At 60.2% G+C, this 16,774-nt stretch carries 7 protein-coding genes and 2 pseudogenes; 7 read left to right on the forward strand and 2 right to left on the reverse strand.

Translation table 11 applies throughout. From position 1 onward, the window contains the following. The first annotated feature begins 92 nt into the window (after positions 1-92). Together AC04SG_RS30560 and AC04SG_RS30565 are read left to right on the forward strand one after the other, a co-directional pair. Positions 93-1,883 (forward strand): winged helix-turn-helix domain-containing protein, encoded by a 1,791-nt coding sequence (locus AC04SG_RS30560; RefSeq protein ID WP_488554070.1) that lies wholly within the window; start codon positions 93-95, stop codon positions 1,881-1,883. A 171-nt stretch (positions 1,884-2,054) separates the two neighbouring features. Then, the gene (locus tag AC04SG_RS30565) at positions 2,055-5,402 is read left to right on the forward strand and encodes an AAA family ATPase (RefSeq protein ID WP_488554071.1); all 3,348 of its coding nucleotides are present in this window, start codon (positions 2,055-2,057) and stop codon (positions 5,400-5,402) included. Positions 5,403-5,819: 417 nt separating this feature from the next. Here AC04SG_RS30565 and AC04SG_RS30570 read toward each other — a convergent pair whose 3' ends face one another. Continuing rightward, on the reverse strand, positions 5,820-7,673 hold the full coding sequence (locus AC04SG_RS30570) for an adenylate/guanylate cyclase domain-containing protein (protein WP_488554072.1): 1,854 nt from the start codon (positions 7,671-7,673) through the stop codon (positions 5,820-5,822). Between the two features lie 498 nt (positions 7,674-8,171). Here AC04SG_RS30570 and AC04SG_RS30575 point away from each other — a divergent pair, with 498 nt between their 5' ends. After that, on the forward strand, positions 8,172-11,567 hold the full coding sequence (locus tag AC04SG_RS30575) for an AAA family ATPase (RefSeq protein ID WP_488554073.1): 3,396 nt from the start codon (positions 8,172-8,174) through the stop codon (positions 11,565-11,567). Between the two features lie 207 nt (positions 11,568-11,774). Here the strand turns inward: AC04SG_RS30575 and AC04SG_RS30580 are convergent, their stop codons facing one another. Further along, entirely contained in the window at positions 11,775-12,530 is a 756-nt protein-coding gene (locus AC04SG_RS30580; protein WP_488554074.1) for a DUF4336 domain-containing protein, read from the reverse strand. Between the two features lie 574 nt (positions 12,531-13,104). Between AC04SG_RS30580 and AC04SG_RS30585 the strand changes: the two genes are divergently transcribed. From AC04SG_RS30585 to AC04SG_RS30600, 4 genes and pseudogenes are all read left to right on the forward strand, one after another. Continuing rightward, positions 13,105-14,841 carry an adenylate/guanylate cyclase domain-containing protein gene (locus tag AC04SG_RS30585; protein WP_488554075.1) on the forward strand — a complete coding sequence of 579 codons (1,737 nt, stop codon included), beginning with the start codon at positions 13,105-13,107 and terminating at the stop codon, positions 14,839-14,841. A 112-nt stretch (positions 14,842-14,953) separates the two neighbouring features. Beyond that, on the forward strand, positions 14,954-15,490 hold the full coding sequence (locus AC04SG_RS30590; RefSeq protein WP_488554076.1) for a GNAT family N-acetyltransferase: 537 nt from the start codon (positions 14,954-14,956) through the stop codon (positions 15,488-15,490). A 280-nt stretch (positions 15,491-15,770) separates the two neighbouring features. Beyond that, positions 15,771-16,366: pseudogene (locus tag AC04SG_RS30595) on the forward strand (tyrosine-type recombinase/integrase). Positions 16,367-16,583: 217 nt separating this feature from the next. Continuing rightward, a pseudogene (locus AC04SG_RS30600) lies at positions 16,584-16,774 on the forward strand (adenylate/guanylate cyclase domain-containing protein); the annotation flags it as partial.

Raw genomic sequence — 16,774 nt, forward strand, 5'->3', positions numbered from 1 at the left:
AACCGCGATGTTTTTGTGAACGACGCTCTAGCGGCAAGCCGTGATAGAGTGCTGGCCGAGGGAATGGAGGCCCGCCTGCGGCGGGAGACTGAATGGAAATCCGTTTAGGTCAATCGCTCGCAATCAACGGCGTGACCGCCGATTTTGGCAACGAAACGTTGCGCGATCGGGAGGGCAATCCTGTCGATTTGCGACCTCAGGCTTTCGCGGTGCTGCGTTACCTGGCGCAGAATGCCGATCGCCTCGTGACCAAGGACGAATTGATCGAGGCCGTCTGGCTCGGCATCGCTGTCACCGAAGACAGCCTATTTCAGTGCATTCACGAGATACGGCGCGCCCTCCACGATGAGGCACGGACGATCCTGCAGACTGCGCCGAAGCGCGGGTACCGGCTTGTGCTGTCAGTGAACGGCGAGAAGCGTCCGACCGGGTCGGCGCCGGCCGAGCTTGAGGAGTCGTCACCTAAGGCAACGATGCCGGTGCCCGAAGCAATGTCGGCACAGCGTGCGCGAAAACCGTTGCGGGTCTCGCTGGTGTACATCATCGTTGTGGCTCTCGGCGTCATCGGGGCCACAATCTGGCACATCCGGCCGTCTCAAAAGACGCTGGTGGGCAATCCGTCGATTGCCGTGCTTCCGTTCGATGTCATCGACGCCGATGAGACCACCAAACGGTTCGCAAGCGGGATCGATCAGGACATCATCACAGACCTCTCGCGCTATCGCGACATTGAGGTCATCGGCTGGAACTCGAGCGGCACTTATGCCGGAGGGCCGGCCGATGTCCGTAAGGTCGGGCGCGACCTGAACGTGCGCTATGTGCTGAAGGGCTCGATCCAACGCGACCATGATCAGATTCGCGTGACGACAGAACTTCTCGACACAGCGACGGCTGTAAGTCTCTGGTCGGAGCGCTGGGATCGGCCTGTTGTCGACCTTTTCTCGGTACAGGCGGAAATCTCAAATGAAGTGACAAATCAGCTCGGCAGCTCGAAGGGCGCCATTCCGGAGGCGGATCGTATCACCGGGCTGCGGATGCAGCCCCATAATCTAACTGCTTATGAAACCTATCTCCGCGGTCGGGAATCGCTGCTGCACTTCACCAAGGAGAGCATCGAGGCCTCCATTCCGCTCTTCAGGCAAGCCGTTACGATGGACCCGAAGCTTGCGCGGGCTTGGGTCGAGATGGCTTCCGCTTACAACACGCTCGCAGGCTTTGGGGCGAATAGCGATGAGGTCCTGCCTAAGGCTCTCGCCGCCGCCGAAACTGGTCTCGCCATCGATCCGCAGGACGCGCTTGCGCACGCGATCATGGGCCTGGTCCTGGGACACATGGACGATTTCGAACGGGCAGAGGCGGAGTTCGACATCGCCCTTCGCCTCAATCCCGGCTCAGCCGACATCATGACCCTCTATTCGCTGTGGGCAAACGCCTTCGGAAAACCTGAGCGCGGAGCGGAGGCCGCCGACAAGGCAATTCGGCTCAATCCCAACTACCCGAATTGGGCCGCGTTGGGATTCCGCTACGCCTATTTCATGGCGGGACGATACGAGGATGCCCTGCGCGTTCTGGAGCGTCTGCCGCTCGAAAACTATAACAGCTTCTCCTGGATCGTTCGCGCTGCCGTTTATGTTGAACTTGGCCGTGACGAGGAGGCCAGGATCTGGGTGGCCAAGGGCCTTACGAAATATCCGGAGCTGACCATCGAAGGTTTCGTGAATGGACCTGGGTGGAGTGACTCCGAGCGGAAGCGAATTATGGACGCGATGCAACACGCGGGTTTTCCGCCTTGCGCTCTCCCGGGTCAGCTCTACGGGGTCACGATCCCCATTCGCATACCGGAATGCGTGAACTCAAAAGACCGCAGGCCGTCGGCTCTGTGACCGGTGTCGGTAGCGTGACCGAAATGGATAGCGGAAAAGAACTTTTGGTCGCAACGCGCTCCGTGCCGATGGGGCGGGAATCTGTTGGGTGCCGGTCACGACGCTTAAATAGGGGTGCTGCTGTCCGACGCGCGATAGTCGTGTTAGGCTTTTCCGCTGAGGGCTACCGCCATGTTGGACATCGCGTCTTGGCTCGCCCACCTCGGGCTGGACAAGTACATAGAAACTTTCACCGCGAACGAAGTCGACTTCACCGCGCTTCGTCATCTCACCGAAGATGATCTGAAGGAGCTGGGCTTACCGCTCGGCCCGCGCCGCAAGGTGCTTGCCGCGATTGCCACGCTAGATGCCGACGCCGGGTCGATGCCAACCGCCGCGCCAGCTCCAGTGCCGGCGCCGCGCGTACGCGGGGCTGAGCGGCGGCAGTTGACTGTGGTGTTCATCGACCTCGTGGGATCGACGGAGTTGTCCCAGCGGCTGGATCCCGAGGAAATGCGCGAGGTCTTTCGCGCGTACCAAAGTGCGGTATTTGCGGAGATCGTCCGGTACGAAGGCAGTGTCGCCAAGCTCATGGGCGATGGCGTCCTCGCCTATTTCGGTTGGCCCGCAGCGCACGAGGACGATGCCGAGCGGGCAGTACGCGCCAGCCTCGCCGCAGCGGCGGCTACCGCTGACCTGACGACCGCGGCGTGTGAGCCCCTCGCCACCCGAATTGGGATTGCCACCGGTCTCGTCGTGGTCGGCGACTTGGTTGGGGAAGGATCCGCACAGGAGGAGGCGGTGGTCGGCGAAACGCCGAACCTGGCGGCACGCCTACAGGCCTTGGCCGAGCCGAACACCGTCGTGATCGCCGATGGCACCCAGCGACTGGTTGCCGGATTGTTCGATATGGTTGATCTCGGCCATCGGCAGATCAAGGGCTTCGCTGCACCTGTTCGCGCGTGGCATGTCACGGGCGAGGCCGATACAGAGGGACGCTTCGACGCGGTGCATGGCGTCTCGACGCCCCTGGTCGGACGGACTGAGGAACTCGACCTGCTGCTTCAACGCTGGCAGCAGGTTCGAGGACGCAAGGGCCAGGCCGTGCTGCTGTCTGGTGAACCTGGCATAGGCAAGTCGCGGCTCATCGCGGCGCTGGGAGAGCGATTGACTGGCGAGCCGCACGCTCGCTTGCGGTACTTCTGCTCCCCCTACCACGCACACAGCGCGCTCCACCCGGTGATTAGGCAGCTCGAGCGTGCTGCAGGACTGCTGCGCGACGACAGTCCGGACACGAAGCTCGACAAGCTCGAAATCCTCTTGCGGCAGTCTGCCTCCGACGTCGCACAAACGGCGCCACTTGTAGCGGAGCTGTTGTCGATCGACACCTCTGGCCGGTATGCGCCACTGAAAGTGCCACCCCAGGTGCGGAAGTCCCGAACACTGGCGGCTCTGAGCGGGTTGGTCGGAGCTTTGGCGGCGCGACAGCCTGTCATCATGATCGTCGAAGATGCCCATTGGATAGACCCCACGACTAGCGAATGGCTGGACCTGCTGTTCGACGGTCTTCAAAACCTGCCGGTACTGCTGATCATCACCTTTCGCCCCGAGTTCCAGCCGCGATGGACGCTGTTCTCGAACGTCACAGCGTTGTCGCTGAGCCGGCTCGATCGCGACGAGGGATCAGCAATCGTCGACAGGGTGAGCGGTGGCAAGAAGCTGCCGACCGACGTCAAGAACCAGATCCTGGCAAAGACGGAAGGTGTGCCCCTGTTCGTGGAGGAGTTGACCAAGACAGTGATCGAATCTGGCCACCTAGCCGACGCCGGCGATCACTTCGTCCTGTTGGGGCCATTGCCTCCGTTAGCGATCCCGTCAACGTTGCACGATTCGCTGATGGCCCGTTTGGACCGGCTCGCCCCGGTCAAAGAGGTAGCACAGATCGGCGCTTGCGTCGGTCGCGCTTTCCAATATCGTCTCCTTGCCGCCGTCACTGGCTACGACGCCGCCCGGCTGGACGACATCTTACGCCAGCTTGAGAGCTCAGAACTTGTTTTTCGGAGTGGTGTCCCGCCCGAGGCCACCTACACATTCAAACACGCACTGGTCCAGGACGCCGCCTACCAAAGCCTGCTCAAAAGCAGGCGCCAACGTATCCACGCGAGAATCGCCTCGACGCTGGAATCGCAGTTCCCCGAAAGTGTCGAAGCCGAACCTGAAACACTGGCGCACCATTACGCTGCCGCAGGCCTTCTTCAGCAAGCCGTCGCCTATTGGCTGAAGGCTGGCCAACAAGCGCTTAAGCGATCGGCCCATCCCGAAGCGATTGGCAACTTGGGCAAGGGACTCGAACTCGTAGCCCGTCTGCCGGACTCCGAGGGTCGACTTCGACAGGAGATTGAACTTCAGACAGCGTTGGGCGTGACTATGATTGCAACCAGAGGCTTCGCATCGCCGGAAGTCCTGCAGGCCTTCTCCAAAGCCCGTATGCTTTCCGAGAAACTGGATGATAGGGACCAACTGTTCGTCGCTCTCTGCGGTGAAGCCTCGTATCAAGTGATTTCCGGCAATTTGCGCGCGGCTGACGAACTTGGCCTTCAATGCCTGGAGCTCGCACGGGCGTCCGGCGATCACACCCTGCTCCTTGAGGCACACCATCGACAATGGGCCACCAAGTCTTACATGGGAGACTATGCTGCGGCCGAACACCATCTAAATTACGGTCTCGCCAACTACGACCGAGATCGGGATCATCGCTTGACTCACTTCTATACAGGGCATGATCCAGGCGTCTGCTGCAGGAACTACTCTGCGCTGATTCTTTGGCTTCGCGGTTATCCTGATCAAGCTCTCGAGCGATGCCGAGACGCCGTGGCCTTGGCCGAAGGAATGTCTCATCCGTTCACAATGGCGTTGGCGCTGTCAAACTTCACCGACCTTTATCTGTTGCGGTACGAACCCGACAAAGCGCGCCGCACTCTGGATAGGACAATCGCGCTGTCAAAGGAATTCGGCCTGCAGCGCGAGAACGTCGAGGGCAGGTTCCAACTCGGATGGGCGCTCGTTGAAGAGGGACATTTGATGGAGGGTATCCAAGAGATGCGCGAGGGACTTGCAGCTATCACAGCGATGGGTGCGGCAGCTGGCTTGCAACATAACCTTTGTGTCCTGGCGCAGGCCTGTGTCGAGTGTGGTGAAGCGAGCGAGGGACTTGACCTGCTGGAGAGGGCCTTGAGCATGACCGATTCTGGCGCAAGATTTCTCTTGCCGGAGTTACTGCGCACGAAGGGTGAACTCCTGCTGCGGCAAAACTCGCAGGATGATGCCGCCGAAGGCTGGTTCCGACGGGCGGTCACAATGACCCGTGACGAGGGTACGAAATCACTCGAGCTCCGGGCCGCGCTTAGCCTCGCGCGTCTGCGCCGCGACCGTGGGAAGGACGAAGAGGCGCGCGACTTACTCGCCCCGATCTACGCCTGGTTCACGGAAGGTCTCGATACCCGCGATCTTGTCGACGCCAAGGAATTCCTGAACCGTTAGATGGAAGTGCAATTTGCTCGAGCTCGCTTCGAGCAAGCTCCTCCCCGTAATTGCCTGATAGCAAGAAGCTGATCTCGTGAAATCTTCGAGTAGACCATTCACCTAGGTCGCGCCTAGCGGCGAGTAACCCGCTTTGTACCGAAGACGCGTCCTTCCGGCAGCGTCTGTATATGTCCGGGGTACGGCACAACCGCGACCTCCGGATGATCGTCCGCAAGGTCAGCTTTCAGGAGCCAACAAAGCGATCTCTATGGCCGACATTACGCGCTTTGCTGACCGACAGCTATTGGGCCGAAACCGGACTGGCAGCTTTTAGCAGCGGAGGGCCCAAAGCTGACATTCAAATCGGTGCATCCTGAAGGTAAATAACGAGGGGGGAAGGATGCCGTACGCCTGTACTCCGGCCTCCAACCGAACCTACTTCATTGGCAGTCCCGCGGCCACCAGGTCGGCCACCTGTCGGTCAATCACCGCAGGATTGGTATGGAACGTGATATCGCGCCACCGCTTGGCCTTAAGCCACGGCTGCATGGCAAGCGCCTTGAGGACTTCACCGCGTGCAACGTCAGTTTTTCCAAGATGGACATCGTTGATGGCACGTAGGAGCGGAACAGTGATCACGAAGTCTGACACCTTCGTGATCAGGGCAGCAGATTCGGCGTACTTTTCGATATCCGTCAGGGCATTCGCCTTCATCACGAGATAATAATCGGCGAAGTTTGGATCGTTCCGGAGCCCGTATTCTGCTCGCTCGATGGCCTTGTCTGTCAGGCCACTGAAGCGGGCTGCTGATGAAAGGTCGCCGATGAGAAACGCGTCTCCGGGCGAAAGCGCAATCACCTCATCGGCCCTACGCAGAGACAGATCGAACTTGCCCTCATGAGCGCTGACGTAGACGGATGACCACAAGCAGCTTTTTCTTGCGTCGGGTCCGAGGTTAGCCCGCGGAAGTATCTTTGCTTCCAGTTCAGACGCCATGCGCCAATGCTCTTCAGGCATATCGTCAAAAGCGAAGCCAGCCGCCAAGACGTGATCCCAGGCCAGTCCGCACGATAACAGCGACGAATCGGGAAATTTGGCCAAGCCCTCAAGAATTATGTCCGTCGCCTTTACCAGGCTCTCGGGCGTAAACTGCCCAAAGAAGAAATTGGATCGAAGGAAGAAGTCGTACTCTTCAAGATCCGGTGTGTCCTTTTCCCAGACCTTCTTGTATTCGATGTCGTACATTTTTCCGCGCTGGCCACCAAGCGTGCCAATGATGCGTTCGATCGCCTCGTCCTGAATCGCAAGGGGATTGCTTCCAGAGCGATCGAACTTTTCCGCCCAAAGATTTTCGCCTGTGCGCGCGTCGATCAGCTGTGCAGTGATGCGCACCCGGTCCGTCTCCTTCCAGATACTGCCCTCAATCACGTAGGCCACGTTCAACTCTTGGCCGATCCGGCGGACATCGGTTGGCTTGTCCTTGTAGACGAAGCTAGAACTACGCGAGACCACCTTGAGTTCGGTGACGCCTGCCAGCATCGAGATCAAGTTGTCTGTCATGCCGTCGCTAAAATAATCTAACGTCGTGTCGCCGCTCATGTTCTTGAACGGCAAAACCGCCACGGTCGGGATGCCACCTTGGCCTATCTGGCGCTTTGTTCCATAGAACTGCCACCACGCCAGGACCGCTGTGACTGTTAAGACCAGCACTAGGAAGGTCGCCACGACTGGCAGCCGCGAGCGGCTGCGGCTCGCGCGCATGAGCTTGGCCTTGCCGTCGGTCGTGACACGGTATGCCTCAACCGGCTCCGCGATGTTCTTGACCTTCTGCAGGCCCATCGACTGAAAGCCGAAAGCCAGCTTCTTCTCAACCTCGCGCGCGACCTTCGCAGACACCCAGATACCGCCAGGCTCTGCAAGTTGTTCGAGTCGCGCCGCGATATTTACGCCCTCGCCGAACCGATCGTCACCCTCGACAATCACCTCGCCAAGATTGACGCCGATGCGCACTTCCACGCGCTGGTCTTTCGGCAACGAGGCGTTTCGCTCGGCCAGCCCACGTTGCAACGAAACCGCGCATTCCATCGCCTCTACGACAGAAGAAAACTCCGCCAGCAGACCGTCGCCCATCAGCTTGAAGATAGTGCCATGATGACGTGCTACTGTGGGCTCGAAAAGTTCCTTATGACCGGCGCGCACCCGTTCATGCGTACCCGCCTCGTCGCGCTCCATCATGGTAGAATATCCGACGACGTCAGCAGCAAGGATGGCGGCGAGCTTGCGGTCCATTGCGGAGCACTCTGTCCGGCAGCCAACCTCGGAGGCGAGGTGGCAGAAGGCATGCTAGCCTAGACTCTTGGGCGGCCGAAGTCACTGCGCATTACCACGATCCCAGTGCCCGCCGCCTATTTGCGCCACCACGCATCGGTCCCGGGTTCGCCCCGACCTCGCGGAACGACAGTATTGGGGCCGAAACCGGACCGTCAGGCCTCGACTGTCATTGCTTCAATAGCGGCCCTTCTGCAGTCGACCGATTCCGGCAATAGCGATCTGCTTAGTCGATGGCGGCTTTTGATCCTCTCGCGACGTTTCCGCTGCTCAGCGGATAGCCGACTTGGGTCATCAGTTCCGGTTCCGGAAGGACATTCTTGCGCCGCCACAACCAGACATTTCTGGTCCTATTAATGGGACCTTCAGCTGGGGCCGAAACGACTCTTCTCGGGCCCGTTTTCACGCATCCATTATGGGCTTTTGGTGTATTATTGTGTTTTCATACAGGAGGGGGACGTGGACGTCGCCACCTGGCTTCGCGGTATCGGCCTGGGAGAATACGAGAAGGCCTTTCGCGACAATGATATTAGTGGAGAGGTTCTTGCCCACCTGAGGGCCGAGGATCTGACGGGACTCGGCGTGACCTCCGTCGGTCACAGGCGCAAGCTGCTCGATGCGATTGCCTCACTGGCCCTGGTTTCGAGGTCGGCGCCCATTGGCGCATCCGCATCGCTGAAGACGGCGCTGCCTTTATCTGCCCCGACAGAGGCGGAGCGGCGGCAGCTCACGGTGATGTTCGTCGACCTCGTCGGGTCGACCGAGCTAAGCCGACAGCTCGACCCCGAAGAACTGCGGGCGGTGATGCGGCGTTACCGAAGCGCGGTAACCGAAGAAGTGGACCGTTTGGGAGGGCACGTGGCCAAGTTCTTGGGCGATGGCATTCTTGCATATTTCGGCTGGCCGAAGGCACAGGAGGACGCGGCTGAACGGGCGATCAAGGCTGCCCTTCGCATTGTGGCGGCAGCCGGTGGAATCAAGACGCAAGAGGTTCCTCACCTTCGTGCACGCATCGGTATTGCCACAGGGTTGGTGGTCATCGGAAGCCTAGGGGAAGGGGAGGCAGAGCGTCCGGACGAGATCGTCGGGGAGACGCCGAACCTCGCAGCACGGCTGCAGCAGGCAGCAGAGCCGGACCAGGTTGTGATTTCCGAAACCACCCGGCACCTCGTCGGAGGGATTTTCGACCTGGAGGACCTGGGAAGGCAGCCGATCAAAGGGATCGGTCCCTCGGTAGCCCTCTGGCGGGTCCTCGGCATCGGGCACAGTGAAAGTCGGTTTGAGGGACTTCACGGTACGTTACTCACGCCGTTCGTCGGCCGAGGCCGCGAGATTGATCTGCTGCTCGAGCGCTGGGGGCGGGTCAGGCGAACGATGGGCCAGGTTGTCCTCCTAACCGGGGAACCCGGGATCGGAAAATCGAGACTGGTGCGCTTTTTCGTGGATCGACTGAGAGGGAACCGGCTCCAGGCAATCCATTTCGACGCCTCGCCGTACTACACGAACTCGGCGCTACGGCCCGTCATCTCGGAAATCCGGCGCTCTGCGGAGTTTGCAAACATTGACCCGGACAAAACACCGTTCAGGAAGCTCGAGCTTCTTCTTGGAAGGGCTTTGTCCGATACTACCGGCGCCATCCCTGTCATCGCCGATCTGCTCGGCGTTCGAACCGGCGAGCAGCATTCGTTACGTGATCTGACCCCTCAGCAGAGGAAGACCATAACGTTTGAAGTGCTGCTGAACTGGGTTGAGGGGCTCGCGACGCGGCATCCGCTGCTCATGGTCGTCGAAGATGCACAATGGCTCGACCCGACGACGCTGGAACTGGTCGATCGGATCAACGATCGTATCGCCCAATTGCCCGTGCTGCTGCTCGTCACTTTTCGGCCGGAATTCAAGCCGACCTGGAGAGGCGCGCACGTTGACTGGATCGTGCTCGAACGGCTCGATCCGATTGAGGCGGCCGCAGTGGCCGAGGCCGTTGCGGGCAAGCGTCTTCCGCAGGAAGTCTTGAACGAGATCGTCGCGCACACCGACGGCGTTCCGCTGTTCATCGAGGAATTGACCAAGGCGATGCGCGATCTCAACGTCCTTGTCGACGCAGGAGATCACTTCAACCTGTTGGGATCTCTGCCTGCAGTCACGGTTCCCGTGACACTTCAGGACGCGCTGATGGCTCGGCTCGACAGCCTGCCGCCCTCCGCAAGGCATGCCGCGCAAGTCGGTGCCGTGATTGGGCGGGAGTTCGATCGTGCGCTGCTGGCGAGCGTGAGCGACATGCCTGCCGGTGAATTGGAGACGGCGCTCTCGGAACTGATCGGAGCCGAGCTAATCTTGAGCGGCGGCACCCCGGCCAGCCCGGCAAATATCTTCAGGCACGCTCTCATTCAGGACGCCGCCTACGAATCGCTCCTCAAAAGGCGCCGCCGGGAACTGCACGGGGCGATTGCCGACGCGCTGGTCAACAGATTCAAGGACACGGCCACAGCCCATCCCGAACTCGTCGCCGGCCACTACGGCAGGGCCGGGCTTGTCGAGCAGGCAGTGCCATATTATCAGGCTGCGGCACGCACGGCGATCATGCGCTCGGCGACAAGAGAAGCGTTGGGCCAGCTCAATAGCGGTCTTTCGCTTCTCGAAACGCTGCCGGAAGGCTTGGAGCGCAACCGACTTGAACTCGGGCTCCGCCTTGCGCTCGGCGATGCGCTCCGGGCGGCTAGAGGCACGGCGGCGGTCGAAACTGGCACCGCTTATGCTCGCGCCCGATTCTTGGCAGCGCAAACGGGAGCGGCGCACGAGAACCTCCGGGCCTGCTATGGCGAGTTTCTTTGTTACTACAATCGCGCGGAGCTCGACCGCGCGCGCGAAGTCGAAAACGAGCTGATGCGCGCGGCGGCGAGCGCATACGGCGAGGGTGGCCCGATTGGAGCGGACGCAGCCGGATTCGTTGCCCTTTGGATGGGCGATTTTGCCACCGCACGCTCATTTCTGGAGCAGCGGGTCTCGACAAGAGCACCTGACCTGGACCCTCTGCTCGGTGCGGACATCGCCGACGCCGGACCGAACCTCTACCTTGCCAGGACGCTGCTCATTCTGGGCTACCCCGAGCAGGGGTACCGGCGGTGTCGGCAGGGTCTGGAAACTGCGGAGAAAACGCGACAGCCCTTCGCAATCGCGTTGGCTCTCGCCAACACGTGCGTCTATTACCACTTGTGCAAAGACTGGCTCGCCCTTCGGCGCGACAGCGAGCGCCTGATTGCTCTCGCGTCCGAAAAAGCCATGCCTGCAATGTTGAACAAGGGACGGGGCTTTCGAGCTGCCGCACTCATCGCTGAAGGAAATGCAACCGAAGGCCTCGAGACCCTCAAAACCTGCTACGAACACGACGTGAACGCCGGTTACCTGGTGATGATGCCTTACTACGGGTCTATTCTGGCTGAGGCTTACTGTAGTAGCGGCAACGTTGAAGATGCGCGACGCGTGCTCGACGACGCGTTCGAGCGCGCGACTTCGACCGGCGAGCGTTGGTTTGATGCCGAACTGTACCGACTGAAAGGGGCGTTTGCTTTGCGCGACCCTGGTCGCGACGGCGACTTGGCGGCGGAATCTTTCGGCAAATCGGTAGAGACCGCTGGGGCGCAGGCCGCCAAATGGTGGGAGTTGCGAACTGCGACGCAACTCGCACGCCTGTGGGCAGAGCGAGGCGCCGGGGAGAAAGCCCACGATTTTCTGACAGCCGTTCGCGGCTGGTTCACCGAGGGTTTCGAAACCGCCGACGTCACAGAGGCCGAGGCCCTGCTCAGCGAGCTGGAGCGTGCTACGCTATATGACACGCCCTCGGCTCGGCGGGAATAGCCTTGGCGGTTAGTTGGTGGAAGGGGCAGCGCGTTCAACGGGCGCGGTCGCGCCAATTGGAGTCATTCCAGAACACACGTTTGACTGGTGCTATTGGCGCACGTGGTCGGTTGGTGCGTTCAGACATCAGATTGCCTGATGAGGCTCGGGAAGGTCCGGTCGGGGTGGAGAGCGGACATCGCACTTATCTCGCGCCCAGGGGACAAACTACCCTCCGTAGGGCGGTGCTCCGAATATCCTTCGGATGACCTTGTCCGCATCCGCATCAAAGCAGCGGCCGTGACTGAGCACGATTCGCTGCGGCTGCCATGAGTGGATTCTTCCGATTGCTGCCTTTACCTTCCGTCGCAGCACGAGCAGCGGCAGCCGCATACCGAAGAATATTTGACCTCCAGGATGATACATCCCAGTGAGCTTAGTGGCCGTTCGCCATGGCTCGGAAATCTTGTCCAGTTCGATGTTGATGATCGCGTCGGTGAGTATCAGTGTCCTCGACGCCTTGTGGAAAAAAATGAACTCTTTGAAATAGCCGCCGGGAAAAAGCACCTGATCGATCTCTTGACGCCATTCTTCAGGTGGACTGGCTTCCAGGTCCCTCTTGAAGTCGACGTTCACATGCCGTGCCCGTGCCCGTTGACGCACACCGGGTGACGCCCAAGTGATCGTATCGGGAAACGCCGCCGCCCATTCCCCAATGTGCGCATAGTGGAATTGGTTGGGCGATACGAGATGGCGAATCCTGCCCACACCTTGCAATTCCTCGGCCAGCCGAGCGTCGAACTTGATCGGCGAATGGAGGAAGAGGTCACCGCTTGAAAGGCGAACCACAGTCATTCGGGTAGTGAACGGAAGCGGCAGCTTAATTCCGCCTACAGTCAAGTATTCCAGGGGACCATCGACGATGCCGATGTCCGGCGCGAGTGGCTTGTAGACGTTAATCGGCTCGTAGAGGGAGGCACCCATGTTGCTATCAAGATTACCGCATCTTAGCGCAGGCTGGCTACCGGTGGCGACGTCTGCTTCGGGTCGACTCCGGCCGGTGGCTGAAGGTCAGCTAACGAGGCGCGCTGCGAATGACCGGTAGCGGCGCACGTGGTGGGTTGGTGCGTTCAGACATCAGATTGCCTGATGAGGCTCGGGAAGGTCCGGTCGGGGTGGTTTACTGCCTTCCGTCTCGCCGATCAGAACGAGCAAGGAGCGCCAGGAGCTGCCATTCCCGGCGCTTCTCAAAACCTGACCTTCGCGCTACGGCTTGAGTCGACCCTTGTCGGACTTTTGCCGTCAAGAAGCCCTAAGGCCTTTCTTGGCCAGAAAGCTACCTTAGTGACCAACTTAGCCGCCTGTAAACGGACGTGACTCCTTGCTGGCCTTCCTCGACATCAGCCCCAAGGAACAAGTCGTGGGGCCAATGGGACAATCGACTGGCGCGATCACCCATGTAGCGGCTTGCCGATCGAGCTTCGAAGTCAGCTTGATAGACTTTTGAAATGGGCGTCATACAATCCCATTTTTCTGCTTTCAATGAAAGCAAAGCGAAATGGCCGAAGAACGCGCCCAACGCCGTCTTGCCGCCATATTGGCCGCCGACGTGGTGGGCTACAGCCGACTTCTGGACCTGGACGAGCAAGGGACGTTGACCGCGTTAAAGAGGAGGCGGAAGGAGATCCTCGAACCACTGGTCCGCGACCGTCACGGCCGTGTCGTAAAAGTGATGGGTGATGGCGTCCTAGTCGAGTTCGGAAGCGCAGTGAACGCTGTGTCATGCGCCGTCGAACTCCAGAAGCGGATGATGGCCGCGAACGAGGGTCTGGCTTTCGACCGACAAATCAACCTGCATATCGGCATCAATCTGGGCGATGTCGTTGTCGAGGACGGCGATCTGTTCGGCGATGGCGTTGTCGTCGCAGTGCGGCTTCAGGCAATGGCCGGGGCTGGAGATATCTGCGTCTCCGGCAGCGTCTACGACCAAGTCAAGCGAAAGCTTGAATGCGACTTCGACGAACTCGGTCCGCAAGCGATCAAGAACGTTGCAGAACCGGTGTCCGTTTACCGGATTCGGTTATCGATCTCATCTGAAGGTGGCGGACCGGCGGAGAAGGCGCCGCTGCCGCTCCCCGGCAAGCCCTCCATCGCCGTCCTTCCCTTTACGAACATGAGCAACGATCCGGAGCAGGAGGCTTTTGTCGACGGCCTCACCGAAGACCTGATCACGGATCTGTCGAGGAACAGCGAGTTGTTTGTCATCGCCAGCAACTCGGCTTTTGCATACAAGGGCAGGCACGTGGATGTGCGTCGCATCGCGCGAGAACTGGGAGTGCGCCATCTTCTTGAGGGTAGTGCACGGCGGGCAGCTGGACGGGTGCGTATCAACGCTCAATTGATCGATGCGATCGGGGGCGACCACCTTTGGGCCGAAAGATTCGACCGAAGCCTTGAAGATATCTTCGCCGTTCAGGACGAGGTGACCGGCAAGATTGTCGAGGCTCTGGTGGGCCGTCTGACCGCCGCGCCGGGGCGCAACAGACCGAGCAACCTGGAGGCCTATGATCTATGTGTGCGTGCACGGGCCTTGGGCCTGCAAACGGCGCTCACCGCGAAAGAAGCCATTTTCCTGCTAAACCGGGCAATCGCGCTCGATCCGGAATATGCGGAGGCGCATCGTTGGCTGGCACTCAACCTCTGGCTGGGCTGGGAGTTCTGGGACGAACCGATGGATCCCAATCGCGCAAGTGCGCTTGCCGCAGCACAGCAGGCGGTCGAACTCGACCCGAATGACGCTGGGAACCGATGGGTATTGGGCGTTATATTAGGACATGAGGGTCGCTGGGCGGAATCGGATGCCGAATTCGCCGCCGCCCACAAGCTGGATCCCAACCACGCCGACGCATGGGCGATGCAGGCTGAACTGACAACGGAAAACGGCCGGCCTGCCGAAGCCATAGAGCAGGTGCGCAAGGCGCTGCGGCTCAACCCTCACCCGCCCGGTTGGTATTACTGGATGTTGGGCCAGGCTCAGTATGCCATCGGCGACTACGAATCCGCGGTTCAAACGTTGCGGAGACCCGAAACTTATCGCACGACTTCACGACGCCTGCTTGCAGCAAGCCTTGCGCAACTTGGCCGTTTGGAGGAGGCGCACTGGGAGGCGGAAATGTTCATGATAAGCAACCCGCACTTCACAATCCGGCATTGGTCAGCTTCCCAGCCTTTCCCGGCCGAAGACGTGCGGCGGCATATCGTGGAAGGCTATCGCATGGCGGGGCTGCCAGAATGACTGTCATGGCTATACCCTCGGGGCCGCAGTGGATAGGCGTCTCGAGGCTGCCGCAGCAGCGAATAGTTGGTCTCCTCTGCCGGAACGAAATTCGTCATATCGAGACTTGAACATGGCCAGTGAAAACTTTCGGCACCGGAAAGCACAACGCGAGGATCTCCCGGCCCTGATTACGCTCATGGACGCGGCGATCTCTGAACTCCAGAAGCCCTTTCTAGATGACGCTCAGATCCAATCCAGCCGCGCCATCATGGGGCTGGATACACAACTTGTCGACGACGGTACTTACTTCCTCGTGGAGCACAACGGCGTTTTGGCAGGTTGCGGCGGTTGGAGCCGGCGCGCAACGATGTATGGTGGAGATCAGTCGCCTGGACGTGATGCAGCGCCGCTTGATCCTGCCAAGGACGCAGCACGCATCAGAGCCATGTACACCCATCCGGACTTTGTCCGGCGGGGGGTCGGCCACCTGATCCTTGCGCTTTGTGAGCGTGCCGCCAAGGCCGAGGGCTTCGCCCGTGCTGAGCTGGCAGCTACCGCGGCCGGAGAGCCACTGTATCGCGCCTGCGGGTACCAACCCGTCAAGAAATTCTTCGACGATCGTGGCGGGGCTCCGGTTCCTATCCTGCTTATGAGCAAGACGTTCTGACCTCCGGCTTACAGGGCAGTCGCACGCAGTTGGCGGCGCTCGCCGGCACGGAATGCTCACCTATACTTCCGCTCCAGGGCTAGCCGCGACCTTTCTTGAAGTTCGTGCGAACTTCTGGAGATGGCGCGGTGCGCCCATTGCCGTGGTCGACTTCATCTGACACGCCGCAAGTCGTAAGTCCGTAACCTTTCGAACAGAATCCTCGGAGGCGGCTCCAGGCGAGACGTTACAATTTGCGGGCTCGGATCGGGCGCTGCGGCTGTGGAATGGGAGAAGGACCATGCCTAGTTGGAACAGAGGCCACATCGTCGGCCAGAAGCCTCCGCTCAGCCACGAGAAGTCTGGAGCATCCGGACGCGATTGCAGGTATCCGGCGCAGAACGCGATCTTGCGCTGTTCAATCTCGCGATCGATAGCAAGCTGCGCGGTTGCGACCTGGTCACGATCACCGTCGGAGACGTCGCCCGTTCCGGCAGCGTGCGTGATCGGGCGGTGATCGTACAAAAGAAGACAGGGCGGCCAGTCCAGTTCGAGATCACCGTGCAGACACGCGCGGCCGTCGGTGAATGGATAGCACGCCGCCGCCTCACCGAAAGGGATTTCCTTTTCCCCAGCCGGGTTCGCGCTAAGCCGCACATGTCTACAAGGCAGTATGGCAGGATCGTAGGCAGATGGGTGGCCAGCATCGGTCTCGACCCGAAACGATACGGTACGCACTCAATGAGGCGGACAAAGGCGTCGCAGATCTACAAGAAGACCGGCAACATCCGAGCTGTGCAATTGCTTCTCGGTCACACGAAGCTGGAGAGCACCGTCCGTTACCTCGGCATCGAAGTCGATGACGCATTGGCGATCTCTGAACAGGTTGATCTCTGAAGTATGCGGAGCGGCGCATTCACAAAGCGTCGCTCCGTGACCAAAGTAGCCCTTCGGCAGCACCCGCGATCGGACCATAACGACGCCGTGTGAGGTGCCCAAGGGACGTGGTGAGTTGATCGCTGTCGGCGCCGGCACTGCACGCTCGCATTCGAGGTAGGACTAGAATACGCTCGCCGCTCGGAGCTTCGACCTACGGGAGAGGCAGGACACAAGCATGGAGCGACGCCTCACCGCAATCCTTGCTGCCGACGTCGTTGGCTACAGCCGCCTCATGGGAGCCGACGAGGTTGGCACGCTTGCGCATCTTAAGAGGCTGCGCGCCGAAGTGATCGAGCCCAAGATCACAGAGTCGCACGGACGCATCGTCGGTTCCGCTGGCGACAGCCTACTTGTCGAATTCGCCAG

This window comes from Mesorhizobium sp. CNPSo 4684 (assembly GCF_057784315.1).